Here is a 23,913-nt window from a genome sequence, read left to right on the forward strand (position 1 = left end):
CCTCATTCGCGCGACGCGGCGCGCAGCACGGCGAGCGGGAAACGCGCCCACACTGCCAGCCACACCGCGACGCGGGTGCCAAGGCCGCGCCGGGGCGCCTCGAACTTGCGGAAGTAGCGCCACAGGCCGCGGTGCTTGTTCCACTCCACGAACACCGGTCGCGAGCGGCTGGACACGCCGCGCACGTGCATCACGCGGACGTGGTTGGCGACCCCGATCGCCGCGCCGGCCTCGCGCGCGCGGCGGCACAGGTCCAGGTCCTCGGCGTGCAGGCGGTAGGCCTCGTCGAAGCCGCCGAGGTGGTCGAACAGGGTGCGGCGCATCAGCATCAGCGCGCCGGAGATGGCCTGGACCGGTTGCAGCTCGAGGCGGTCGTCGGGTGGGATCGCCATCGCCGCGGAGGTGTTTTCGCCGGGGCGCAGCAGGGCCCCCAGCATGGCGGCGAAGTCCGGGTCGCGGCGGCGTGCGGCGGCGTCGCGGACGGCGTCCTCGCCCACCAGGTCCGCGCCCAGCAAGGTCCATGGGTTCTGGCGCGCCAGCGCCACCATCCGCGCCAGCGAATCCGGTTCCACCATCAAATCCGGGTTCACCAGCGCCACCCAGCGCGCCAGGTCCGGATGGACCGCGGCGACGCCCTGGTTGCAGGCGGTGCCGAAGCCGGGGTTGTCCGGGTTGGCGATGAAGCGCACCCTCGGGTCGGCGGTGGCGTGGCGCTGCACGATGGCCAGCGTCTCGTCGGTTGAGGCGTTGTCGACCACGCGGATCGCGGTGACGCCCTCCGCGTCGCGCAGGCGCAGCAGGCACTCGTCGATCGTCGATCCGCTCTGGTAGGTGACCACCACCGCGGCGATGCTGCCCGGCGCGCTCACGACGCGGATTCCGCGAACAGGTCGGCCTGGGGATCGGGCGGGCCGGTCTCCTCGACCAGCTCGGCCAGGCGGGTCCGCGCGCCGCGCAGCGGGTCCTCCATCAGGAAGCCGGCCAGCCGGGCGTGCCAGTCCGGCCAGCGCGCGCCGAGCCGCTCCATGTCGCCATCCACCGGAACGCCCTCGGCCGGGCGCGCGACGAAGGCGGAGGTGCACAGCACGTTGCGCCAGCCAAGGCCCGCCAGCCGGAGCGACAGGTCGGTCAGCCCCGCGTACCAGGACCCGAAGCTGTCCACGTCCAGGCCGCGCGCCTTCTGCAGGGCGGCGCCGCGCAGCACCACGGCGTGGCCGACCGCCGCGGGAAGCTCCGGGCTGCCGGCCGGCATCCCCGCGGCGGCGCGCGCGACCCGCGCGGGATCCCCGGGGAGCGGGCAGCATTCGCCGATCTCCGGCCACGCGACCGCTTCCCCCGCGTTGCTCCACGCGGTGACGGTCGCCACCGAGCCGTCGGCGGCCAGGCAGCCGGCCATGCGCGCGAGCCAGCCCGGCAGCGGCAGGGCATCGGGGGCCAGCACGGCGACGTCGGCGCCGCCGCAGGCCGACAGCACCTCGTCGAGGTGGTCGAGCTCGGAAACGCGCCGCGGGCGGCGGCTGTAGTCGGCGTGCAGGCGGGTACGGGCGAGCCAGCGCTCGATGATGGCGCCCGCGCGCGGGCCGGCACTGGCGTTGTCGGCCAGCCACACCCGGGTGCTTGGCGCGGTGCCGGCATCCAGCGCCGCCAGGCTGGCGTCCAGGGCATCGTCATCGCTGCCCACCGGCAGCACCACGATGGGCAGCTCGCTCATCGGTCGATCCTTCCGCCGCTCAGGGCTGCCCGCGGTGCAGCGGCTCCAGCGCGCGGAAGCGGCGCCCGTACTCGTCGGTCAGGTTCCGCGCCTCCATGGGATTGCGCACGATGGTCGGCGTGAGCAGGACCACGGTCTCCTCGCGGCGCGTCTCGGACGACTGGGTGCCGAACAGGCCGCCGATTACCGGGATCCGGCTCAGGCCGGGGAAGCCGGAGGAGCCGCGGGCCACGCTGTCGCGGATCAGGCCGGCCAGCATCACCGTCTCCCCGCTGCTGATCGCCGCCTCGGTCTTGAGCCGGCGGGTGTCGATGCGCACGTTGCCCAGGGCGTCGGCCACGGCGCCCGGCGAACTGACCTCCTGCACGATCTCGAGGAACACCAGCCCGTCGCGGGTCACCCGCGGGCGCACCTTCAGGATCACGCCGGTGTCGATGTACTCGACCTGGCTGTAGGTGCTGTCGCTGCCCAGGCCCGGGTTCACGCTGACCGAGGCGATCGGGATCGAGCTGCCGACGTTGAAGGTCGCCTCGGCGTTGTTGCGCACCACCACCGAGGGGGTCTGCAGCATGTTGATGTCGGTGACCTCGTCCAGCGCGCTGACCACCGCGGCGGCGTCGCGGCCGAGGAAGGTCCAGGACAGCCCCGCAGGGTCGCCGCGGGCCGACTGCACGCTGCCGGCCAGGGTGCTCCAGGTGTCGCGGCCGCGTGCGCTGGGCAGGCCGGCATCGGTGACCGCGCGCTCGAAGAACCAGTTGACGCCGTACTCCAGCGCGCCGGACAGCTGGACCTCCAGCACCTGGGCCTCGATGTGCACCTGCATCGGCATCACGTCGAGCTGGTCGATGACCTCGCGGATCGACTTCCAGGCGCGCGGGGTGGTGCGCACCAGCAGCGAGTTGGTCTCCTCGACCGCCGACACGCCGACCGGGTCGCCCTGCACACGCAGCCGGGCACTGGCGTTGCCGTCGACCCGCTCGTCCAGCGCGAGCTCGCCCTCGACTCCGGAGCCGCCGGTGCCGCCGCCCATCCGGCTGCCGCCACGCACCCCGCCGCGACCGGAGGACAGACCGTCGCGGGCGCTGCCGCCGTCGGACGACAGTTCCATCGCGCGGCTGCCGGGCATCAGCGAGGGACCGCCGCGGCCGTCGGTGCCGGGCTCCTCCTCCGGGCCGGCGCCGCCGAAGACCTCGGCCAGCCGGTTGGCGAGGTCGCGGGCGCGGATGTACTTCAGTTCGTGGGTGTACAGGCGCACGCCGGCGCCGGCCCCGTCGATTCGCTCCAGCCACTGGCGCACGTGGTCGAGGTACTCCGCCTGCGGGGTGATCACCATCACCGCGTTGGCACCTTCGATCGGCATGAAGCGGAACATCCCGGAGACCGGCGACTCCGCCTCCTCGCCGAACACCTGCTCCAGGTCCTGGACGACCTGCGCCGCGCGCCCGGTCTCCAGCGGGAACACACCGACCGACATGCCGGCCAGCCAGTCGACGTCGAAGATCTCGATGGTGCGCAGGTAGTTCTCCAGCTCGGTGGCGCTGCCGCCGATGCTGATCACGTTGCGGGCGTTGTCGGTGCCGACGATGGCGTCGGGCCGCGCATAGGGCTCGAGGATCTTGCGCATCTCCTCGGCGGCGACGTAGCGCAGCGGCACGGTGCGCACCTCGAAGCCGCGTGCGCCCGCGGCGCTGCCGGTGCGGGGGGCGACGTTGCCGGGCAGCGCCCGCTCGGCGGGGACGATGTTGTAGCGCCCATCGGTGTAGACCATGCGCGCATCGCTCCAGCCCAGCACCTGCTCGAGCAGGCTGATCGCCTCGGCGGGGCTGACCGGACGCGGGGTGGCGAGGGTGACCGTGCCCTGCACGTCCGGGGCGATGACGTAGTTCTGCCCCAGCATGTCGCCGAGGATCGCCTTGACCACGGCGTGCACCGACTCGCCCTCGAAGTTGAAGGTCGCCTCGCCGCTGGTGGCCCCCAGCCCGGGACGTGGCGCCGCGGCGGCGGCGCGGTTGATGACCTCGCCGGTGCCGCGGCGGACCTGCGCGCGCGGGCCGTCCGCGGCGAGCGGCTCCACGATGGGCTCGATGCCGGCCCGCGCATCGACGGGATCCGCGGACCGGCTCGCCGCGGTCCCGGCGATCCCGGACTCCGGCAGCGCCTGCGCGCGGCGGATGTCCGCCACCGGGACGCTGGTGCAGGAACCAAGCAGCCAGGTGGCGAGCAACAGGCACGACAGCCGGCCGGCAAGGGGCAGCGGCTGTCGGGAACGGGGGCGGTACGGATGCGTCATCTGCTGCACTCGGTTTCTTGCGGCGTGCCGGGGCGGGCTCATCGGGCCTCCCGCTGCAGGCGGGCACGGCGGGCCTGGATTCGCTGGCGGATGGTTTCGAGCTGGGCGGCGTCGGGGGCGGGGGCGGCGCTGTCGGAATTCTCGGCTGCCGCCGCCTCGGCTACCTCGGCGGCCGCAATGGCGGCGGCGGCGGCTTCCGCGGCTTCTGATGCCCCGGGGGCCTCTGCCATCGGATGCTCCATGAACGGCGCCGGTGGCGCACCCTCTCCGCCACTGCCATTGAACACGCGCAGTCCCAGCTCGCGGCGCCCATCGGGTCCCTCGAACACGGCGCTGCGGCGGTCCAGCGCCACCAGCCGCCAGCCCGGCGCGCCGGGGGCTTCGGCTCCCTCGCGCACCCGCATCGCCTCGCCGCCGCCGGTGGGCTGCACGATCGCCATGCGCAGGTCGGGAGTGAGGATCACGCTGGTCAGCTGGTAGTCGAAGCCGGTGTCCACCGCCTCGTCCCCGTTGCCGGGGAGGTAAAACGGGCGCGGCGTGCGGTCGGTGGAGAACAGCGGCCGCTCGCCGATCGCCGCGTAGTCGTGCAGCGGGCCGATCGGGTCGGCGGCCGGGGCCGCGCTTGCAGGCAGCGCCGGTGCCAGCGATGCGTCGTCGGGCAGCAGCGCCACCTGGCTGCCGGCACCCGCCAGCGCGGCGAGCCAGGCGATCACGCCGCCGCCCGCCAGCACGGCCAGCAGGCGGGTACGCGGACCGGCGTGCTCAAGGCGCATTGGTGCCCTCCCCCGGCACGGGCAGGTAGCCCGACAGGTCGAAGCTGGCGTCGACCCCGCGGGTGTCCTGCGGCGTGGCCCCACCGGCGCCATACATCCGCTGGGCCAGGACGTCGAGGTTGTCGACGAACAGGCGCGGACTGCCGCTTTCCAGCGCATGCAGCACCGCCGCCAGCTCGGCGGTCCCGCACACCAGGCGCACCTCGACCGCGACGCGCACATAGGCGCCGCCGTGGTCGGGGCGCAGAGGCGAGCGGTTGCTGATCGCGCAGCTGCGGTTGCCCGGACTCACTTCCAGGACCGCCGACTCCAGGCGCTGCACCAGGCCGGCGGTGGCCAGCTCCGGCGTGTCGGCGGCCAGGAAACCCGGACGATCGCCTTGGCTGGCCTCCAGCTCGCGCAGGCGTTCCTGCACCAGGGGCGCCTGCTGTTCGCGCATGCGCAGCCGCAGCTCGCGCTCGCGCAGCCCATCGATGCGCTCGCCCACCTCCAGCATCGGCCGGGTCCACAAGGGATGCACCAGCAACGCGTAGCCGAGCGCGAGCACCGCCAGCAACAGGGCCAGTGCGACCCAGCGGTCCTGCCCGCGCAGGCGCCCGGCCAGACCCGCCGCCACTATCGGGCCTCCCCGGCTGTGGCCATGGCGGCAGGCGTGGCGAGCTTCGCGGTGACCGTGAACCGGTCGCGGCCACTGGCCGGGTCCGGCATCACCGCGCCCGCCAGCGCCGGGGACCGCCACAGGTCCGCACCCTGCAGCTGCCCCACGAGGGCTGCCGGATTGCGGCCGAGCCCGACCATGGTCAGTTCATCGCCCCGGATCGAGAGGCTTTCCAGGTAGGTGTCGTCGGGCAGCCGCCGGGTCAGCTCGGCGAGCACCGCCGTGGTGGGCGGCCTGGCGGCACGGGTCCGCTCCAGGAATGCCTGGCCCTCGAGCAGCAGCCGTGCCTGGCGCAGCCCGTCGGCCTCCCCACGGGACGCCTCCGCGCGGTCGGCGATCAGGGCTTCCAGCGCGTCGGCGGCTTCGCGGCGGTTGTCGAGGATCTGCGCGGCGGCGGCAACCAGCGCCAGCACCGCGACCCCGGCGAGCACCCGATTCACGGTCGCCCAAGGGTTACGGAGGCGGTGCCGCTGGGCCGGCGGCAACAGGTTCACGCCCAGCGGCTGGCCATCGGCGCCCTGCACGTCGACCCCCGCCAGGGTGCCGGCGACCGGCCCCAGCGCTGCAAGCCGCGGCTGCAGGCGCGCCTTGGGCACGACCACAAGCGCGACGTCCAGCTGCCCTTCGCCGGCAGGCCCCACGGCTCGTGCATCGAACACCACCGCGTCGGAGGTGAAAGGCGTCTGGCGCTCCACCTCGAAGCCGGCGACCTCGTGCAAGCGGCTGCCGGCGGCGGCGGGGAGCCGCAAGGTGCGAACCAGCGCCGACCCTGACGGGAGCAACAGCCAGCGCGGGAGCTGCCGGCTGCGTGGATCCAGCACCGCGGCGAACGGGTCACGCCCGCCGGCCAGGTCCAGGGCGGCGGCGTCCAGGCTTGCCGCGGCATCCAGCTGCTGCTCGCGCTGCAACAGCAGGCCCATCGTCCCGTCCGCGGGTTGCAGCAGCAAGCGGCCGGGCTCCAGCTCGAGCGCACGCCGCAGCCGGGGCGGCAACAGCTGCGCGAGCGAGCGACCCCACCATGACAGGAAGCCGCCGGCGCCCGGCCCCAGCCGCGCACCGATCCGGCCCAGGGCCGAGCCCGGGATGGCACCCGTCACGCTCATTGCGGCGAAGCTCCCTCCTCCCAGGCCAGCACCATGTACCCCATTCCCGGTACCCCCGTCCCCCGCGGGGTGACCACCGCCCGCGTCCGCGTCCGGCTTCCGTCCGGGAGGCGGACAAGGCTGTCGATACTATACGTTCCGCGCCGGTACGCCCCGCCCTCGGCGATCCGCAGGAGGCGCCGGGCGGGCGAGACGGATTCGCTGGCGGTCAGGGAGGCGTCGCTGCCGCCGTCGTCGCGTGCGCGCAGCTCCACCAGTTCCCCCGCCCCGGGCAGTTGCAACGCCTCCAGCACCGGCAGCGCGGCGAAGGCCGCCTCGGGCCGTGCCAGTCCCGAGTGCACGGTCACGTACGGGCGCAGGCGCTGGTGGTCGGAAGGCTCCACGCCCAGCACCTGGAGCAGCTCGTCGACGGTTTCGAACGGCGCGTCCTTGGCCCCGTACCGGCGCCCGGCCGCCGCATAGGCGGGGGTCTCGGCGCCGTCCGGGCCGGCCACGCCGTCCGGGTCGCGCCAGTCGACGATGCGCGCGGACAGCATCGCCGCGCGGTCCGGATCGGTGCCCAGCACCTCCAGCAGCGCCTGCAGGAGCGGCTGCGGCGCATGGTTGAGGTCGACGCGGCCACGCTCGTCGGTGATACGGACCTCCACCGCTGCCTCGCCGTACTGCCACGGGTAGGCGCGGCCATCGGGGTGCCAGCGCAGCGCCGGATCGGGATGGTTGAGCCGCCACATCGCGTACTCGATGCCCGCCCGGGCGGCGGCGTCGCCCTGCAGCTGCCGCAGCTCCACCCGCCCCTGCAGGCCGCCGGTCCGGGCCGTCAGCACGTAGCCGCCGACCACCGCGGTGAGCAGCACGATCAGCCACAGGACCAGCACCAGTGCGGCGCCTCGGGCGGGCCGGCCAATCACCACGTACCTCCCGCCGTGGGTGCGATCGCCGACTGCGGCAGCAGCACGCGCACCGGGGGCCACGGGCGGCCGTCGGCGTCCTCGATCCGAAGCTCGACCATCAGCGGCATCAATTCGGTCTGTTCCCAATGCTCCTGCCACGGGCCCGCGCTGCCGTCCTCCGCGATCCCGCGGTACCGGAACGAGGCCGAGCGCAGCCCTTCCACCAGCAACTCCGGGGGACGCCCGTCCGGGTCCTCCAGGGCCTCGCCGCCGAGCACCATCCGCAGGTCCAGCAGCACGCGCACCGCGCCGTCGCCTTCGGGGTCGCGTTCGATACGGAAGTCGTGCAGGTGCGGCCCGCCCTGGCCCAGGTAATGCGGCAGGTCGGCGACGAAGCGCACGCGGTCCGGCTCCCCGGCGAAGCGCAGCGCCGGGCCATCCTCCGGATCCTCGAACGCCATCGGCCTGGCCGCCGCGAGCCTGCGGCGCACGAAACCCTCGACCGCGCGCATGCGCTCGGACTCGTTGGCCAGGCGCTCCCCGCGCAGTGCGGTGCCGTTGGCGGCCGTCAGCGTGGCGAAGGCCAAGGCCAGCCCCGCCGCCAGCAGCACGGTGGCCAGCAGCACCTCGATCAGGGTGAATCCCCCGGCATGGCGTGGACCCCGCATCAGGGACGCGCCTCCCCGGGCGGCACCAGGCGCAGGCTGCGGACCCGCAACTGCTCGCCGCCGCGCTCGCCCCAGGCGACCTGGAGCTCGATCTCGTGCATCCGCATGTCGCCGCTGGCGGCGTCCGCCGGAACGGCGGCCGGGGGCAGCCCGGGATCGTCCCAGGGCCGGACCTCCAGCGCCCAGCGGTAGCGCCCGTCCTCCAGCTCGCCGCTCCGGCGGCCGGGGCGCAACGGCTCGGCGACTCCAAGGTCGGCCAGCAGCGCGCGCGCATGCAGCGCCGCCCTGCCGGCCTCGTCGGACCAGCGCAGCTGCCGCGTCGCGCCGGACATCGCCCCGAGCAGGATGGTCAGCGCCAGCGCCAGCAGGGCGAAGGCGACCACCACCTCGACCAGGCTGTACCCGGCCTGCGCACGCACCCGGCTCACGGCTCCCCGGCCCTCGACAGCCGGACCTCGCCGGTAAGCCAGGCGATGTCGACGTCCCAGCCCGCGCCTTCGCGCAGCAGCCGGATGCGCCCACCAGTGGCGGCGCCGTCGGGGAAGAACAGCACCGTGCCGACGCCCTCGGAAGCCTGCACCTGGCGTGCGCCGATGAAGCGGATCTCGAGCTCGGCGGGCAATTCGCCGCCGCGGCCGTCCGGGCCCGTCCAGGTCCGTGCCACCGGGTCGATGCTGAAGGCCTGTTCCTGGCCGGTGGCGATCGCCCGGGTGCGCGCATGGCGCAGTTGCGCGGCCACTTCCTTCGCCGCCTGCCGCAGCTGCACCCCGGCGAGTCCCCCGGTGAACGCGGCGGCCGCCATCATCCCGGTGGCGGCGATGAGCACCACGACCAGCAGCATCTCCAGCAGGGAGACGCCGCGCTGGCGCGTGCGCCTATTCGTGGACGATGTCGGCATCCGCGCTGCTGCCGCCCGGCTTGCCGTCGCGGCCGAGGACGACGAGTTCGAACGGCGCGTTCTCGCCCGGTGCCTTGTAGAGCACCGGGTTGCCCCATGGATCGTTGAGCTCCGGCGCCTTCGCGTACGGGCCCAGCCAGCCGCTCACGCCCGCCGGCTCGGTGACCAGCTCGTCGAGCGCCTGCGGCAGGCGCCCGGTGTCCATCTGGAATGCCTCCACCTTCTGCGCCAGCGTCATCACCTGCGACTTGGCCAGGTTGACCTTGGCCCGGTCGGCACCGCCCAGCACGCGCGAGCCGACGAAGGTCAGCACCGCGCCGATCAGCACGATCACGATGATGATCTCGATCAGGCTCATGCCGGACTGGCCGGAGGCGAGGCGGGAGCGGGTTGGTAGGCGGGGCTGGGGCATGGGGGGGTCCTGGATGGGTGGAGCGGGAACAGGGAACAGGGAACAGGGAACAGGGGCCGAGTGTGCCGGGTTTGGTGGTGGGGGTCAGCCCGGGGGCATGAACGGCTCACGGGGCCCGGGCTCCAACATCAGCCGATTGCGCCGGTGAGGTCGTAGAGGGGGGTGAGCACGGCCATGACGACGATGCCGACGACGCCGGCGAGCACCACGGTCACGATGGGGACCAGGGCGGCGAGCATGCGGTCCAGGGCCAGGGAGGTCTGGTGCTCGATGGTCTCGGCGGCGCGGGTCAGCATGGCGTCGAGCTCACCGGATTCCTCGCCGACCTGGATCATCTGCAGCGCCAGCCGCGGGAAGTGGCCGCCCTGCCCCAGCGCGGTGGACAGCGGCACGCCGTTGCGGACCTGCTCGGTGGCGGCCTCGACGTCGGCGGCCAGGACGCGGTTGCCCATGACCTTGCGGGCGATGCCAAGCGCCGACATCAGCGGCACCCCGTTGCGCACCAGCGTGCCCAGCGTGCGGGCGAGCCGGCCGGTCTCGACCTTGGCCACCAGCGGTCCGCAGAAGCGCCGGCGCAGCAGCCAGCCGTCCAGCCGCTCGCGGAAGGCCGGATCGCGGCTGCGCCGGTCCAGCCACAGCAGCGCGAGGCACGGCACCACCAGCAGCACGATCCACCATTCGCGCACGAACATCCCCAGGCCGATCACCGCCCGGGTGAACAGCGGCAGCTCCGCGTCCAGGCTCTCGTACATCTGCGCGAACTGCGGCACCACGTAGCCGAGCAGGAACAGCAGCGCCAGTCCGACCATCACCAGCAGGATCGCCGGGTAGACCAGCGCGTTGATCACCCGCGCCTTCAGCGCCGCGCTGCGCTCCAGGTAGTCCGCCAGCCGCGACAGCGTCTCGGCCAGCGCGCCGCCGGCCTCGCCGGCCCGGACCATGTTCACGTACAGCGGGGCGAAGGTGCCGTGCTGGCGCTCCAGCGCCGCCGACAACGAGGCACCGCCGCGCACCGCCTCGCGCATGTCGGCCACGATCCGGCGCGAGGCCTCCTCCTCCGGCAGCTCCAGCAGGATCGTCAGCGCGCGGTCCAGCGGCTGGCCGGCCCCCAACAGGGTGGCGAGCTGGCGGGTGAACTGCACCAGGCGCTCGCCGGCAAGCGGCTTTGGCTTGAACAAGGTGCGCCAGCTCGTGGCGCCGCTGCCCTGCCCCGCCGGCACCGCCTCCACCGGCAGGTGTCCCTGCTCCTGCAGGCGCGCGGCCACCTCGGCGGCGCTGGCTGCCTCCATTTCCCCGGCCAGCGCCTGGCCGTCGGTGTCGAGCGCCTTGTAGGAGAACAGCGGCATCATGCGTCCTCGGTAACCCGCAGGACCTCCTCCAGCGTCGTGTGCCCGGCCAGCGCCTTGGCCACGCCGTCCTCGAACATGGTCCGCATTCCGGCCTCGCGCGCCAGGCGCTCGATCTCGCCCATGCCGGCGTGGCGCATCACCGCGGCGCGCAGGGCGTCATCGATGACCATGAACTCCATGATCGTGGTGCGGCCGCGGTAGCCGGTGGGCGCCGCCTCGGACGGCACCGGGCGGTAGAGGAAGATCTCTCCGTCCGGCTGGAAGCGGCGCAGGTCGAAGCGCTCGATCTGCTCCGCGCTGGCCGGGTAGCGCTCGGCGGTGGCGGGGTCCAGCCGGCGCACCAGTCGCTGGGCGAGAATCCCGTTGATGGTGGAGGTCAGCAGGTAGTCCTCCACCCCCATGTCGAGCAGCCGGGTGATGCCGCCGGCGGCATTGTTGGTGTGCAGGGTCGACAGCACCAGGTGGCCGGTAAGCGCGGACTGGATTGCGATGCGCGCCGTCTCCAGGTCGCGCATCTCGCCGATCATGATGATGTCCGGGTCCTGGCGGACGATGCTGCGCAGCGCCCCGGCGAAGTCCAGCCCGATCTGCGGCCTCGCCTGGATCTGGTTGATGCCCTCGATCTGGTACTCGACCGGGTCCTCGACGGTGATGATCTTGACGTCCGGCGTGTTGAGCTGGCTCAGCGCCGTGTACAGCGTGGTGGTCTTGCCCGAACCGGTCGGGCCGGTCACCAGCAGGATGCCGTGCGGCTGCTCCAGCACCCGGCGGAAGCGCGGCAGGAACTCGTCGGTGAACCCCAAGCGCTGGAAGTCCAGCACCACCGCCTCGCGGTCGAGCAGGCGCATCACCACGCTCTCGCCGTGCGCGGTCGGCACGGTGCTCACGCGCAGGTCCAGCTCCTTGCCCTGCACCCGGACCATGATCCGCCCGTCCTGCGGCAGCCGCCGCTCGGCGATGTCGAGCCGGGCCATGATCTTGACCCGGCTGACCACCGCCGCGGTCAGGTTGGCCGGCGGGCCCTCGCCGTCGACCAGCACTCCGTCGATGCGGTAGCGGACCTTGAGCCGGTTCTCGAAGGGTTCGATGTGGATGTCCGAGGCCCGCAGCTCCACGGCGCGCTGGATCAGCAGGTTGACCAGGCGAATGACCGGCGCCTCGGAGGCCAGGTCGCGCAGGTGCTCGACGTCGTCCAGCTCGCCGGCCTCGGCGCCCGCGGTCTCCACGATCGCCCCCATCGCACTGCGGCCCTGTCCGTGCCAGCGCTCGACCAGGTCGACGATTTCCGAGCGCAGCCCGACCTGCAGGCGCACTTCGCGGCCGGTAGCCAGGCGGACGGCGTCGGCGATGTAGGCGTCGTGCGGATCGGCGAGCAGCAGGTCGACCGCGGCGTCATCCGCCGCCACCGGGCAGGCGGCGAACTGCTTCATGAAGCGCGCGGTGAGCGCCACGTCCTCGGGCGGGAACTCCGGCAGCGCGCGCGCATCCGCGAGCGGGAGCCCGAGCACCTGCGCGCTGGCCTCCGCGTGGTCGCGCTCGGACACCAGCCCGAGCCGGCCGAGCAGCGCCAGCAGGTCGCCCCCGGTCTCGGCCTGCAGCCGCCTGGCCCGCGCCAGGTCCGGGGCCTTCAGCGCCCCACGCGCCAGCAGCGCGTCGACGATGCGTTCGGCCGCGGACGCCGCGGCGGGAGGGGTCTCGGTTGCCACGGACACGCGAGCGCTCCGCTGGAGGTGGCTCCGACTCTAGCAGCGGGGAGCGCGCGCGCGGAACTTCCCTTCCAGGGCTACCCCACGAACACCCGCGCGTTCCGGAACACCCGCAGCCACGGCGAATCCTCGCCCCACTCCGCCGGCGCCCAGCTGAAGTTGGCCGTGCGCAGCGTGCGTTCGGGGTGCGGCATCAGGATCGTCACGCGGCCGTCGGTGCTGGTCACCCCGGCCACCGCATCGGTGGAGCCGTTCGGGTTCGCCGGGTACTGGATCGCGCGCGTCCCATCGCCCTCGATGTAGCGCAACGGTGCCTGCACCGCGGCGGCGTCCCCGTCCTGTCCGAACTCCGCCCGGCCCTCGCCATGCGAGACCACCACGGGGATCCGCGAACCGGCCATCCCGCGCAGCAGCACCGACGGCGACTCGCCGACCTCCAGCAGCCCCAGGCGGGCCTCGAACTGCTCGCTGCGGTTGCGCAGGAACCGGGGCCAGTGCTCCGCCCCGGGGATGATGTCCTTGAGCTGGCTCATCATCTGGCAGCCGTTGCAGGCGCCCAGCGAGAAGGTGTCGCTGCGGGCGAAGAAGGCGGCGAACTGCTCGCGCAGCGCCGGGCGCTCGAGGATGCTCACCGCCCAGCCGCGGCCGGCGCCGAGCACGTCGCCGTAGCTGAAGCCGCCGCAGGCCGCCAGGCCCTTGAAGCCCTCCAGCACCACGCGCCCGGCGATCAGGTCGCTCATGTGCACGTCGACCGCCTCGAAGCCGGCGCGGTGGAAGCCATTGGCCATCTCCACCTGGCCGTTGATGCCCTGCTCGCGCAGGATCGCGACCTTCGGCCGCGCGCCGGTGTTGATGTACGGCGCGGCCACGTCTTCGGCGGGGTCGAAGGCCAGCTTCGGACGCAGCCCCGGCGCGTTGAAGTCGCGTGCGGCGAACCGCTCCTCGTCCGCGCAGTCCGGGTTGTCGCGCAGCTTCTGCATCGCGTGCGAGGTCGACCACCAGGCGTCGAACAGCGCCTCCCAGCGCCAGTCGGCCAAGGTCTGCCCGCCCTCGTGGATGCGGATCACCGGCGCGGTGCTCGGCCGGGCGATGCGCTGCGCGCAGTCGATCAGGCCGTGGTGGGCGACCAGGTCGGCGAAGGCCGCGCGGTCCTCGGCGGCGACCTGCACGACCGCGCCGAGCTCCTCGTTGAACAGGGTGCGGAACGGGTCCTCGCCCCAGCCGTCCAGGTTGATGTCCAGCCCCAGGTGCGAGGCGAAGGCCATCTCGCACAGGGTGGCGAAGGCGCCGCCGTCGGAACGGTCGTGGTAGGCCTGCAGCAGGCCCGCCTCGCGCGCCTCCTGGATCAGCTCGAAGAACTCGCGCAGGCGCTGCGGGTCGTCCAGGTCGGGCACGCCGGCGTTGCGGCGCCCGTCCTCGGTCGCCGGCCCGGCGAAGGCCGGCAGGCTGCCGTTGCCCTGCTGCGGCAGTCGTCCGGTGGCATCCGGATACACCTGCGCCAGCACCGAACCGCCGAGCCGCTGCTTGCCGGCCCCGAGGCCGATCAGCCACAGCTCGGATTCCTCGTCGCGCACCAGCTGCGGGGTGAGCTGCGCACGCACGTCCACCACCGGCGCGAACGCGGTCACGACCAGGGAAACCGGCGAGGCGGACAACTGCCGCTCGCCGTCGGCATTCCACTGTGCCTGCATCGACAGCGAGTCCTTGCCCACCGGGATGCTCAGCTCCAAGTCCGGGCACAGCTCCATGCCGACCGCGCGGACCGCGTCGAACAGCAGCGCGTCCTCGCCGTCGAAGCCCGCCGCGGCCATCCAGTTGGCCGACAGCTTGACCCGATTGAGCGCCTCCACCGGCGCTGCGCACAGGTTGGTGATCGCCTCGCCCACGGCCATGCGGGCCGCGGCGGCGGCGTCGAGCAGCGCCAGCGGCGTCCGCTCGCCAATCGCCATCGCCTCGCCGGTGAACCCGTCGAAGCCGGCGAAGGTAATCGCGCAATCGGCCACCGGCACCTGCCACGGCCCCACCATCTGGTCCCGCACCGTCAGCCCGCCGACGCTGCGGTCGCCGATGGTGATGAGGAACTGCTTGGCCGCGACGGTCGGATGCGCCAGCACCCGCAACGCGGCTTCGTGCAGATCGACGTTCGTCCAGTCGAGCACCGGCCACGGCGCGTTGCCGGAGTGCCGGGTGTCGCGGTGCATCTTCGGCGGCTTGCCGAAGAGGACGTCCATGGGGATGTCGATGGGCCAGGAGTGGTCCCCCTCTCCCGCCGCGTCACCTGCCCCCTCTCCCGCTTGCGGGAGAGGGTTGGGGTGAGGGGCTTTTGCCGTTGCTTCTGTTTCTGGCGAAAAACCACCCTCATCCGCCCTTCGGGCACCTTCTCCCGCATGCGGGAGAAGGGACAAAGCCCCGTGCCCCACTACCAGCCGCTCCTCCGCCGTCGCATACCCCACCACCGCAAACGGACACCGCTCCCGCTCGCAGATGGCGGCGAACGCCTCCACCCGCTCGGGCGGCAGGCCGATGACGTAGCGCTCCTGGGACTCGTTGCACCACAGCTGCATGGGCGACAGGGAGGCGTCGTCGCTGGGGACGCGGTCCAGGTCGATCACGCCGCCCAGGCCGGAGTCGTGCAGCAGCTCGGGGATGGCGTTGGACAGGCCGCCCGCGCCGACGTCGTGGATGCTGGCGATCGGGTTGTCCGCGCCCAGCGCCACGCAGGCGTCGATGACCTCCTGGCAGCGGCGCTCCATCTCCGGGTTGTCGCGCTGGACGCTGGCGAAGTCGAGGGATTCGTCGCTGTCGCCGGAGGCCACCGAGCTGGCCGCGCCGCCGCCCAGGCCGATCAGCATCGACGGGCCACCCAGCACCACCACCGCATGGCCGGGGCGCAGGCCGAGCTTTTCGACCTGGTTGCGGTCGATCGCGCCCAGGCCGCCGGCCAGCATGATCGGCTTGTCGTAGGCGCGGGTCACCGGGCTGCCGTCGGAGGCGGTGCCGGCCAGTTCGAAGCTGCGGAAGTAGCCGGCCAGGTTCGGGCGGCCGAACTCGTTGTTGAACGCCGCCGAGCCCAGCGGGCCGTCCAGCATGATTTCCAGCGCCGGGGCCATGCGCGGGTTGAGCTCGCGCTCGCGCTCCCACGGCTGCGGCAGGGTCGGGATGCGCAGGTGCGACACCGAGAAGCCCGCCAGCCCGGCCTTGGGCTTGCCGCCGCGCCCGGTCGCGCCCTCGTCGCGGATCTCGCCGCCGGCGCCGGTGGAGGCACCGGGGAACGGGGCGATCGCGGTCGGGTGGTTGTGCGTCTCGACCTTGATGCAGAACGCCGACTCCACCGCCGGCTCGCTGCGCCAGCTGCCGGTCGCCGGATCCGGGCGGAACCGGGTGCCCTGGTAGCCCGCCACCACCGCGGCGTTGTCGCTGTACGCCGACAGGGTGTTCTCCGGCGTCACCGCGTGGGTGTGGCGGATCATGCGGAACAGCGAGGTCGACTGCTCCTGCCCGTCGATGGTCCACGAGGCATTGAAGATCTTGTGCCGGCAGTGCTCGGAGTTCGCCTGCGCGAACATCATCAGCTCGACGTCGGACGGATCCCGGCCCAGCGCGGCGTAGCGCTCGCGCAGGTACCCGATCTCGTCCTCGGCCAGGGCCAGGCCGAGCCGGACGTTGGCTTCCTCCAGCGCGTCCAGCGGGATGCGCTCCAGGGCGCCACGGGCGTGGGTGTCGAACAGGGCGCCTGCGTCCTCGCAGGCCTCCAGCAGCGACTGGGTCATCGGGTCGTGCAGGATCCGCGCGAGCCGGCCCTGGGTGGCGGCGTCCTCCGGCCAGCCGGCCAGGTCGTAGCGGGTGCCGCGCTCGACGCGGTTCACCGGCAGCCCGGCGCCGCGCAGCAGCTCGGTCGCCTTGCTCGCCCAGGGCGACAGGGTGCCCAGGCGCGGGGAGACGTAGCGGGAGGTGGCGCCCCGGGCGCGCTCCGCCGGCGCGTCGGCCGCCTGCAGGATGCGGCGGAGCTTCGCATCGTCCGGCGTGGCGCCGGAGGGGACGTCGACCCAGAACACCTGCCAGCTGCCAAGCAGCCGGATTCCCGGGTGGACGGACTGGAGGCGCGCCTGCAGGCGCTCGAGGCGGAACCGTGAAAGGGCGGGTGCGCCCTCGAGGACGATCATGTCCGGCAGGACCCAGATTTACAGGGCCCGCCATTGTAGCGGTGGTCCGGGGCGGCAGGTTGGCGCCGGGGCCCGGGCACCGGCCGTGCGATTACCCGGGCTACAGGGTTCGGCCCGGGCTCAGCCGCCGGCCAGCTGGTCCAGCGCCTCGCGCAGCTTCGCCGGCGGCACGTAGCCGCCCAGCTGCACGCCGTCCTCGGACAGGATCATCGGCGTGCCGGTCAGCCCGGCCCGCTGGCCGATGTCGTACTGCTGGCGCACGGTGTTCTTGCAGCCCGCGCTGCCGGTGACGCGGCCGGTCGCCTTGGCGCGGGTCAGCGCCTCGCGGCGGTCGCCGGAGCACCAGACCTTGACCATGTTCTCGAAGTTCTCGCTGCCGGGCCCCATCCGCGGGAACGCCAGGTACTCGATCGCGATGCCCTGCGCGTTGTACTCGTCGATCTCCTCGTGCATCCGCCGGCAGTAGCCGCACTCCACGTCGGTAAAGACGGTGACGGTGTGCACCGGGTTGGCCGGGGCGAAGATCACCCGCTCGCTGTCGGGGATCTTCGACAGCAGCTCGACGCGCATCGCCCCCATGGCCTCCTCGGACAGGTTGCGGCTGCGCTCCAGGTCCAGCACCGCGCCGCCGGTCCCGGCCAGCACCAGGTAGCGCCCGTCGTTGCTGACGTAGATGACCTGCCCGGCCGCGATGGCCTGGGTGAAGCCCGGCAGCGGCGAAGCCGAGACGTGCTCGACCTTGACGTCCGGGTTGAGCTTGGCGATCGCCGCCACTGCACGCGCCTCGGGGCTGCCCGCGGCCGGCTTGGCGGCACCGCTGGCGCCCGCGGCGAGAGTGGCCGGAGCGGCGCCGGTTTCGGGACCGCCGGCCGGTTCGGCACAGGCGGTCAGGCTGAAAGTGGTGGCCAGCACGGCCAGCAGGATTCGGATCACGGCGAGCACCCAGTGGGAACCGGCCGATTCTCTCACGACCGGCAGCCGCGTCAGCCCCGCGGGTGGTGCGTCGCCACCAGTTGCTTCAGCTTCTCGCGCGCGACCAGCGTGTAGATCTGCGTCGTCGACAGCGAGCTGTGGCCCAGCAGCATCTGCAGCGCGCGCAGGTCGGCGCCGTGGTTGAGCAGGTGGGTGGCGAAGCTGTGGCGCAGCACGTGCGGGCTCAGGCGCGCCGGGTCGATGCCGGCGGTGGCCGCGTGCCGCTTGACCAGGTGCCAGACCGCCTGCCGCGTCGGCGCCTCGCCTCCGGGCTGGACGAACAGCCAGGGTGCGTCCCGGCGTGCCACCAGCTGGGGCCGCGCCTCGGCCAGGTAGCGCTCGAGCCAGTGCCGCGCCTCCTCCCCCATCGGGACCAGCCGGTCCCGGCCGCCCTTGCCCGTGACCCGCAGCACGCCCTGGCGCAGGTTCACCGCCGCGGCAGGCAGGGTCGCCAGCTCGCTCACGCGCAGCCCGCAGGCGTACATCAGTTCCAGCAGCGCGCGATCACGCAGGCCCACCGGATCGGACGTGTCCGGCGCCCTGAGCAGCGCCTCGACTTGGCTCTCCGCCAGCGCCTTGGGGATGGAACGCGGCAGCCGCGGCGAATCCAGGCTCGCCGACGGGTCGTCCGCCCGCGCCCCCCGCCGCAACTGCCAGCCGCAGAAGCTACGGACCGCCGACAGCCAGCGCGCGTTGCTCCGCGCCGACCACCCCAGCCGCGTGCGCCAGGCCAGATAGTCGAACAGCTCGCCCGTGCCCAGCCCCTTGAGGCCACCCGCGCGCCCGTCCAGCCAGCGGGCCAGCCCTTCCAGGTCCCGCCGGTAGCTGTCCAGCGTCGCCCGCGCCAGCCCGCTCTCGCCCCAGGTCGCGTCCAGGAACGCGGCGATCAGGCCGGCGTCCTCATCGCGCAGCTCCGGCAGCGAATTGACCAGCTGGCGGCGCTCGGCGGGGGTACTCGTCTCCATCCCACAAGGGTAAGGCCGATGGCACCACCCGCGCCGCACGCCCTAGACTCCCCCGGCCACGCGCCACCCACTCCGATGACCCCGACCGACCACCCCACCCCGCCCGCCGCGCCCCGCAGCCACCTCGGCTGGCGCCTGCTCGGCCTGGGCTACGACCTGTTCCCGGCTTTCGGCCTGTGGTTCCTCGTCGCCGCGATCTTCGTCGCCCTGCGCGGCGATGCCATCACCGGCGGCGCCTGGGGCCTGGCCGAGTTCCTCGCCTTGTGGCTGGTCACCGGCGCCTACGCCGTCGCCAGCTGGCGCCGCGGCGGCCAGACCCTCGGCATGCGCCCCTGGCGGCTGAAGGTTGTCGCCGCCGACGCGAGTCCGGCTCCGCTCTCCGCTCTCTGCGTGCGTTATGCCGTGGGTTCCGTCTCCTTGCTGGCGCTAGGCGCGGGGTTCTGGTGGGCGCTCTTCGACCACAACCGCCTGACGTGGCACGACCGCGCCAGCGGAACGAGGATCGTCCGGCTGGCCAAATAGCCGGTTCTGCAGCCAAGCCCGCGCACCGAACCAACGACACCACCACCGAAGCCCACACCACTCCCCAGCAGGAGGGATCGTGATGGGAGACGGATGCTGTGAGGGGGGTGCGGAGAGTGGGCCATGGATGGCCCACGGCCCGACTTAAAGACAGGATGTCGTCAGGAGGGCGGAGCACCCCCCTCGCAGCAGCCGGCTCCCAGCCGCGACCCCTCCGAGGCCCCCTACCCCGACCGCTTCCGGAACAGCCCCACCGACACCCCGATCATGATCAGCGTCGGCAACAGGTAGGCCACCCGGAAGTCGAACTTGAACGCACTGGCCAGCTTCACGAACTGCGTCTGCAGCAACCAGAAGCCCAGCGCGAACACGATCCCGATGAAGAGCCGCTTGCCCAGGCCGCCGCTGCGCAGGCTGCCGAAGGCGAACGGGATCGCCGCCAGGCACAGTGCCAGCACGTTGATCGGGTAGAACCAGCGGCCCCAGTAGTGCTCCTCGAAGTCGGAGGCATCCAGGCCGTTGCGCCGGCGGTACTCGATCGCGTTGCCCAGGGCGGCCGAATCCAGGTAGCGCGGGCGGTCGATGTCGGCGCCCAGGCCGGTCGCGTCCAGCTGCGAATCCCAGCTCTCCTCCTCCACCCGTTCGCGAGTCACGGAGGCTTCGCCGAAGGTGGTGCGCTCCACGCCGCGCAGCATCCAGCCGCCCGGCCGGTGCTCGGCGACGTCCACGCGCGCCAGCGAGGCGAGGCGGCCGTCCTCGTCGAACTCGTACAGGCGCACGTCGTTCAGCTCCAGCCAGCGGTCGCCGCCCTCGGCGCGCTCCTGGCCGCCCTCGGCGTTGAGGATCACCGCGCCCTCGCGCGCCCACACGCCGCTGTAGCGGGCCACGATCAGGTCCTTGGAGCGCGAGGACGCCTTCAGCATGTCGGCCTGGCGCTGGCCCCACGGGCCCAGGGTCTCGCCATTGAGCACCATCAGCGCGGTGAGCACGGCCAGGGTGACGGCGACGGTCAGGCTCAGGCGCCGGCGCGACAGGCCGATCGCCCGCAGCGCCGTCAGCTCGGACGTGGCCGCCAGCTGGCCCAGCGACATCAGCGTGCCGATCACCGCCACGTAGGGAAACAGCGTGTAGGCGCGCCGCGGGATGGTGTAGGCGACGTGGGCCACGGCCTGCGGCACGCCGTAGTCGCCCTGGCCGACGCTGCCGAGCTCGCTGGCCAGGCTCAGCATCACGTCCAGGCCCAGCATCACGCCCCAGGTCAGCAGGACCGTGCCCAGCACGGTGCGGCCGAGGTACAGGTCATGGACCCGCGGGAACAGCTTCGCGCCGTTCATGCCGTCGCCTCCCGGCGGCGCGAGCGCCTCGGGCGCCGCAGGGCTCCGTCACCCAGGTACATCCAGACGGCCAGCGCCAGCAGCGGCAGCGACAGCCACCACAGGCCGAGCTCCGGCGCGATGCGGCCGGAGGCGATCCAGCGCTCGCCCATCTGCGCCAGGCTCATCCCGACGAGGTAGCCCAGCACGCCGATCACCATGCCGCCCCAGCGCGCCTGGCGCGGGGTGGTGCGGGCCAGCGGCACCGCCAGCAGCCCGAAGGCCAGCGCCAGCAGCGGCGGGGCGATGCGGAAGTGCAGCTGGCCGGCGGCGGCACGGCGCGGATCGCCGACCAGCTCGGTGGTCGGCATCACATCGGGGTCCTCCGGGTCGTAGCGCGCCTCGCCGGCGGGCAGTTGCACCTCGTTGGCGGCGTAGCGCATCAGGCGGTAGTCCAGCCCCTCGTCCACCGGCCCCTCGACCTGGAAGCCGTCGTGCAGGCGCAGGTAGCGCGCGCCGCTGTCCTCGACCTCCAGCCGTCCGGTGCGGGCGGTGGTGATGTCCTGCCGGTCGCCGTCCTGGCGGTGGATGAAGATGCGCGAAAAGCCGGTGCCGTCGCCAGACATCGCGCCGATGTAGACCACCCCGCCGCCACCGGGCAGCTCGGTGAACGAGCCCGGCTCCAGCCCCGACACGACCAGGTTGCGGTTGGCCTCGGCGATCATCTGCCGGGACATCCGCTCGGCCATCGGACCCAGCCACAGCGAGCACAGCGCGACCACCACGACCACCGGCAGCACCAGCGCCAGGACCGGGCGCAGCAGCTGCTTCGGGCCGATGCCGACGGAGGTGATCACCGGCATCTCCGAATCCCGGTACAGCCGCCCCATGCCCAGCATCATGCCCAGCAGCAGGGCCAGTGGAAGGATCAGCGGCAGCCAGTTGAGCAGCACCAGCCCCAGCTGCGAGAACATCAGCCCCGCCGGCAGGCGGCCGTTGGCGATGTCCTTCAGCACGTCGGTGATCACGCCGCCGACGCTGACGATCAGCAACACCACCAGGGCGGCGAAGGTCGACTGGGCAAGTTCGCCCAGCAGGTAGCGGTGGAGCTTGGGCATCAGGCGCTGCGCCGGTGTGTAGGGATAAGGTCCGCCAAGGTGGCACCGGCACCCTCAACAGGGTGTATGGGCCGACCCCGGCGACAGGGGCCGCTTTTGGGTGAAGGCCGCCGCAGGGCTTAGACTTGCCGTTTGGCCCGCGCCCGCCACGTCGCCCCGCTGGGACGCCGCGGCAGTCACGACCCGGTCCGGCACCGCATCCGCGGCCTTCGCGCCGCGCATTCTACGTGCTGGCCGGCCGGGCGCCATCGCGGGCCCCTCCCCCACCTGTCCGGAATCCTGTCGTATGGCCCTCGAATTCGATCTCTTCCACGGCGACGCCGCCAGCCAACAGGCCGACTGCGTCGTGGTCGGCGCCTTCGCCGACAACTCCCTCACCCCCGCCGGCAAGGCCCTGGACGCCGCCAGCCGCGGGCGCCTGGCGAAGCTGCTCGGCCGCGGCGACGCCAGCGGCAAGACCGGCCGCACCGCCCTGCTGCACGACCTGGACGGCATCGCCGCCCCGCGCGTGCTGGTGGTCGGCCTGGGCGAGAGCGCCAAGTTCGGCGCCGCCCAGTACCTCAAGGCCGTGGCGGACGCCGCCGGCGCGCTGAAGACCGGCCCGGTCTCGCACGCGCTGTTCACCCTGTCCGACGCGCCGGTCCAGGGCCACGATGCCGCCTGGACGGTGCGCCAGGCGGTGATCGCCTCCGACCACGCCTGCTACCGCTACACCGCGACGCTGGGCAAGGACAACAAGGCCCGCGAGGGCGAGCCCGGCCTGCGCCGGCTCAGCGTGCTGGCCGCCGGGGACGGCGCCGAAGACGCGCTGGCCCAGGGCCAGGCGATCGCCGCGGGCGTGAAGTTCGCCCGCGAGCTCGGCAACCTGCCGCCCAACATCTGCAACCCGGCCTACCTGGCCGACCAGGCCCGCGAGTTCACCGGCCGCTTCGACAACACCTCGGTCGAGGTGCTCGACGACGCGGACATGGAGAAGCTCGGCATGGGCTCGCTGCTGGCGGTCGCCCGCGGCTCGGCCAACCGACCGCGCCTGATCGCGATGAAGTACGACGGCGCCGGCGACGACAGCCAGCCCTACGTGCTGGTCGGCAAGGGCCTGACCTTCGACACCGGCGGCATCAACCTGAAGGTCCAGGGCGGCATCGAGGAGATGAAGTTCGACATGTGCGGTGGCGCCACCGTCATGGGCACCTTCGTCGCCGCCGTAGGGATGAAGCTGCCGGTCAACCTGGTCGCGATCGTCGCCGCCGTGGAGAACATGCCCGACGCCGACGCCTACCGCCCGTCCGACGTGCTGACCAGCATGTCCGGCAAGACCATCGAGGTCGGCAACACCGACGCCGAGGGCCGCCTGGTGCTGTGCGACGCGCTGACCTGGTCGCAGAAGTTCAAGCCCGCCGCCCTGGTCGACGTCGCCACGCTGACCGGCGCCTGCATGGTCGCCCTGGGCAAGTACGCCACCGGCCTGATGAGCAAGGACGACGAGCTCGCCGCCGAGCTGCTGTCGGCCGGGGAGCAGGCCTTCGACCGGGCCTGGCGCCTGCCGCTGTGGGACGAGTACCAGACCATGCTCGAGTCCAGCTTCGCCGACATGAACAACATCGGCGGCCGCTGGGCCGGTGCCGTCACCGCCGGCTGCTTCCTGTCGCGCTTCACCGAGGGCCAGCGCTGGGCACACCTGGACATCGCCGGCAGCGGCAGCGACGAGGGCAAGCGCGGCATGGCCACCGGCCGCCCGGTCGGGCTGCTGAGCCAGTGGCTGGTTGATCGGGCCGCCAATCGCGCGGCAGCCTGATCCCGCCGCGTAGATGAAGGCCGACTTCTACCTGATCCAGAAGGAGCGGTTCCGCGAGGAGCCGCTCCGCCTCGTCTGCGAGCTGGCCAAGCGCGCCTTCGCCAACAGCCTGCCGACCCTGGTGCTGGTGCGCGACCGCGCCCAGGCCGAGGAGCTCGACGACCTGCTGTGGTCGTTCGAGCCCGACGCCTTCATCCCGCACCAGATCGCCGGCGAGGACATGGACGAGGAAGAAGCCGACGTACTGATCGCCCCCCCCGACGCCGACGCCCCGATGCGCCCGCTGGTGATCAACCTGCGCGATGCCGCGGTGGAAGGCGGCTTCGAGCGCGTGCTGGAAGTGGTGCCCGCCGACCCCGCGGCGCGTGATCCGCTGCGGGAGCGGTGGCGGCAGTACAAGGCGCGTGGATTCGAGTTGAAGAAGCACGATATGTAGTCCCCGAATTCCCTTCTCCCGCTTGCGGGAGAAGGTGCCCGAAGGGCGGATGAGGGCAGCTTTTGATTTTGTTTTTTTGGTTCTGCGCCGGAAGGCGAAGACAAGATCAAAAACTCCCCTCACCCCAGCCCTCTCCCGCACGCGGGAGAGGGGGAACGACACACCCCGGCC

General features: G+C 72.8%; 21 protein-coding genes. 3 read left to right on the forward strand and 18 right to left on the reverse strand.

All coding sequences use genetic code 11. The features are described 5' to 3' along the window. Positions 1-2: 2 nt before the first annotated feature. The 16 genes from G545_RS14770 to xerD form a co-directional block, all read right to left on the reverse strand. The gene (locus G545_RS14770; RefSeq protein WP_052106601.1) at positions 3-869 is read right to left on the reverse strand and encodes a glycosyltransferase family 2 protein; all 867 of its coding nucleotides are present in this window, start codon (positions 867-869) and stop codon (positions 3-5) included. Then, on the reverse strand, positions 866-1,711 hold the full coding sequence (locus tag G545_RS0112615) for a glycosyltransferase family 2 protein (RefSeq protein WP_027070691.1): 846 nt from the start codon (positions 1,709-1,711) through the stop codon (positions 866-868). Before G545_RS0112615 ends, G545_RS14770 begins: the two co-directional genes overlap by 4 nt. A gap of 19 nt (positions 1,712-1,730) precedes the next feature. Then, complete coding sequence (gene gspD / locus G545_RS0112620) at positions 1,731-4,001, reverse strand: type II secretion system secretin GspD (protein WP_052347335.1); 2,271 nt, start codon at positions 3,999-4,001, stop codon at positions 1,731-1,733. A gap of 38 nt (positions 4,002-4,039) precedes the next feature. Next, on the reverse strand, positions 4,040-4,774 hold the full coding sequence (locus G545_RS15700) for a hypothetical protein (protein WP_027070693.1): 735 nt from the start codon (positions 4,772-4,774) through the stop codon (positions 4,040-4,042). Next, the gene (gene gspM / locus G545_RS0112630; RefSeq protein WP_052106876.1) at positions 4,764-5,378 is read right to left on the reverse strand and encodes a type II secretion system protein GspM; all 615 of its coding nucleotides are present in this window, start codon (positions 5,376-5,378) and stop codon (positions 4,764-4,766) included. Before gspM ends, G545_RS15700 begins: the two co-directional genes overlap by 11 nt. Before the next feature lie 11 nt (positions 5,379-5,389). Then, positions 5,390-6,535, reverse strand: coding sequence for a PilN domain-containing protein (locus G545_RS0112635; protein WP_036138288.1), 1,146 nt, complete (start codon positions 6,533-6,535; stop codon positions 5,390-5,392). Continuing rightward, positions 6,532-7,443, reverse strand: coding sequence for a type II secretion system minor pseudopilin (locus tag G545_RS0112640; RefSeq protein ID WP_407059643.1), 912 nt, complete (start codon positions 7,441-7,443; stop codon positions 6,532-6,534). Before G545_RS0112640 ends, G545_RS0112635 begins: the two co-directional genes overlap by 4 nt. Further along, entirely contained in the window at positions 7,440-8,093 is a 654-nt protein-coding gene (locus tag G545_RS0112645; protein ID WP_027070697.1) for a prepilin-type N-terminal cleavage/methylation domain-containing protein, read from the reverse strand. The genes G545_RS0112640 and G545_RS0112645 overlap by 4 nt, the downstream gene beginning before the upstream one ends. Further along, on the reverse strand, positions 8,093-8,512 hold the full coding sequence (xpsI, locus tag G545_RS0112650) for a type II secretion system protein XpsI (protein WP_027070698.1): 420 nt from the start codon (positions 8,510-8,512) through the stop codon (positions 8,093-8,095). The genes G545_RS0112645 and xpsI overlap by 1 nt, the downstream gene beginning before the upstream one ends. Positions 8,513-8,517: 5 nt before the next feature. Further along, positions 8,518-8,991 (reverse strand): type II secretion system protein XpsH, encoded by a 474-nt coding sequence (xpsH, locus tag G545_RS0112655; protein ID WP_027070699.1) that lies wholly within the window; start codon positions 8,989-8,991, stop codon positions 8,518-8,520. Further along, on the reverse strand, positions 8,969-9,403 hold the full coding sequence (gene gspG / locus G545_RS0112660; RefSeq protein WP_027070700.1) for a type II secretion system major pseudopilin GspG: 435 nt from the start codon (positions 9,401-9,403) through the stop codon (positions 8,969-8,971). Before gspG ends, xpsH begins: the two co-directional genes overlap by 23 nt. Positions 9,404-9,531: 128 nt before the next feature. Beyond that, positions 9,532-10,749 carry a type II secretion system protein XpsF gene (gene xpsF, locus G545_RS0112665; RefSeq protein WP_027070701.1) on the reverse strand — a complete coding sequence of 406 codons (1,218 nt, stop codon included), beginning with the start codon at positions 10,747-10,749 and terminating at the stop codon, positions 9,532-9,534. After that, positions 10,749-12,464, reverse strand: coding sequence for a type II secretion system ATPase GspE (gene gspE, locus G545_RS0112670; protein ID WP_052106621.1), 1,716 nt, complete (start codon positions 12,462-12,464; stop codon positions 10,749-10,751). The genes xpsF and gspE overlap by 1 nt, the downstream gene beginning before the upstream one ends. A 71-nt stretch (positions 12,465-12,535) precedes the next feature. Continuing rightward, the gene (gene purL / locus G545_RS0112675) at positions 12,536-16,621 is read right to left on the reverse strand and encodes a phosphoribosylformylglycinamidine synthase (RefSeq protein WP_027070703.1); all 4,086 of its coding nucleotides are present in this window, start codon (positions 16,619-16,621) and stop codon (positions 12,536-12,538) included. A 120-nt stretch (positions 16,622-16,741) separates the two neighbouring features. Continuing rightward, on the reverse strand, positions 16,742-17,554 hold the full coding sequence (locus tag G545_RS0112680) for a DsbC family protein (protein WP_027070704.1): 813 nt from the start codon (positions 17,552-17,554) through the stop codon (positions 16,742-16,744). Between the two features lie 50 nt (positions 17,555-17,604). Continuing rightward, on the reverse strand, positions 17,605-18,558 hold the full coding sequence (xerD, locus tag G545_RS0112685) for a site-specific tyrosine recombinase XerD (RefSeq protein ID WP_027070705.1): 954 nt from the start codon (positions 18,556-18,558) through the stop codon (positions 17,605-17,607). A 75-nt stretch (positions 18,559-18,633) separates the two neighbouring features. Between xerD and G545_RS0112690 the strand changes: the two genes are divergently transcribed. Continuing rightward, positions 18,634-19,080, forward strand: a complete 447-nt coding sequence (locus G545_RS0112690) for an RDD family protein (protein ID WP_027070706.1) — start codon at positions 18,634-18,636, stop codon at positions 19,078-19,080. 224 nt (positions 19,081-19,304) lie between these two features. Here the strand turns inward: G545_RS0112690 and lptG are convergent, their stop codons facing one another. After that, a complete protein-coding gene (lptG, locus tag G545_RS0112695; protein WP_027070707.1) occupies positions 19,305-20,414 on the reverse strand; it encodes an LPS export ABC transporter permease LptG in 1,110 nt (369 codons plus the stop codon). Next, a complete protein-coding gene (gene lptF / locus G545_RS0112700; protein ID WP_027070708.1) occupies positions 20,411-21,511 on the reverse strand; it encodes an LPS export ABC transporter permease LptF in 1,101 nt (366 codons plus the stop codon). Before lptF ends, lptG begins: the two co-directional genes overlap by 4 nt. A gap of 286 nt (positions 21,512-21,797) precedes the next feature. Here lptF and G545_RS0112705 point away from each other — a divergent pair, with 286 nt between their 5' ends. Both G545_RS0112705 and G545_RS0112710 read left to right on the forward strand, forming a co-directional pair. Next, positions 21,798-23,306 (forward strand): leucyl aminopeptidase, encoded by a 1,509-nt coding sequence (locus G545_RS0112705; protein WP_027070709.1) that lies wholly within the window; start codon positions 21,798-21,800, stop codon positions 23,304-23,306. A 13-nt stretch (positions 23,307-23,319) separates the two neighbouring features. After that, complete coding sequence (locus G545_RS0112710; RefSeq protein WP_027070710.1) at positions 23,320-23,742, forward strand: DNA polymerase III subunit chi; 423 nt, start codon at positions 23,320-23,322, stop codon at positions 23,740-23,742. Positions 23,743-23,913 lie beyond the last annotated feature (171 nt).

Source organism: Lysobacter defluvii IMMIB APB-9 = DSM 18482 (genome assembly GCF_000423325.1).
Classification (GTDB): domain Bacteria; phylum Pseudomonadota; class Gammaproteobacteria; order Xanthomonadales; family Xanthomonadaceae; genus Novilysobacter; species Novilysobacter defluvii.

Excerpts from the sequence above, each read along its gene's own strand:
- G545_RS0112615 (WP_027070691.1), bottom strand. The coding sequence starts at position 1,711 with ATGAGCGAGCTGCCCATCGTGGTGCTGCCGGTGGGCAGCGATGACGAT.
- G545_RS0112710 (WP_027070710.1), top strand. The coding sequence starts at position 23,320 with ATGAAGGCCGACTTCTACCTGATCCAGAAGGAGCGGTTCCGCGAGGAG.
- G545_RS0112690 (WP_027070706.1), top strand. The coding sequence starts at position 18,634 with ATGACCCCGACCGACCACCCCACCCCGCCCGCCGCGCCCCGCAGCCAC.
- xpsH (WP_027070699.1), bottom strand. The coding sequence starts at position 8,991 with ATGCCGACATCGTCCACGAATAGGCGCACGCGCCAGCGCGGCGTCTCC.
- G545_RS0112645 (WP_027070697.1), bottom strand. The coding sequence starts at position 8,093 with ATGCGGGGTCCACGCCATGCCGGGGGATTCACCCTGATCGAGGTGCTG.
- gspD (WP_052347335.1), bottom strand. The coding sequence starts at position 4,001 with ATGACGCATCCGTACCGCCCCCGTTCCCGACAGCCGCTGCCCCTTGCC.
- xpsF (WP_027070701.1), bottom strand. The coding sequence starts at position 10,749 with ATGCCGCTGTTCTCCTACAAGGCGCTCGACACCGACGGCCAGGCGCTG.
- lptG (WP_027070707.1), bottom strand. The coding sequence starts at position 20,414 with ATGAACGGCGCGAAGCTGTTCCCGCGGGTCCATGACCTGTACCTCGGC.
- G545_RS0112635 (WP_036138288.1), bottom strand. The coding sequence starts at position 6,535 with ATGAGCGTGACGGGTGCCATCCCGGGCTCGGCCCTGGGCCGGATCGGT.
- purL (WP_027070703.1), bottom strand. The coding sequence starts at position 16,621 with ATGATCGTCCTCGAGGGCGCACCCGCCCTTTCACGGTTCCGCCTCGAG.
- gspG (WP_027070700.1), bottom strand. The coding sequence starts at position 9,403 with ATGCCCCAGCCCCGCCTACCAACCCGCTCCCGCCTCGCCTCCGGCCAG.
- lptF (WP_027070708.1), bottom strand. The coding sequence starts at position 21,511 with ATGCCCAAGCTCCACCGCTACCTGCTGGGCGAACTTGCCCAGTCGACC.
- G545_RS0112705 (WP_027070709.1), top strand. The coding sequence starts at position 21,798 with ATGGCCCTCGAATTCGATCTCTTCCACGGCGACGCCGCCAGCCAACAG.
- G545_RS15700 (WP_027070693.1), bottom strand. The coding sequence starts at position 4,774 with ATGCGCCTTGAGCACGCCGGTCCGCGTACCCGCCTGCTGGCCGTGCTG.
- xerD (WP_027070705.1), bottom strand. The coding sequence starts at position 18,558 with ATGGAGACGAGTACCCCCGCCGAGCGCCGCCAGCTGGTCAATTCGCTG.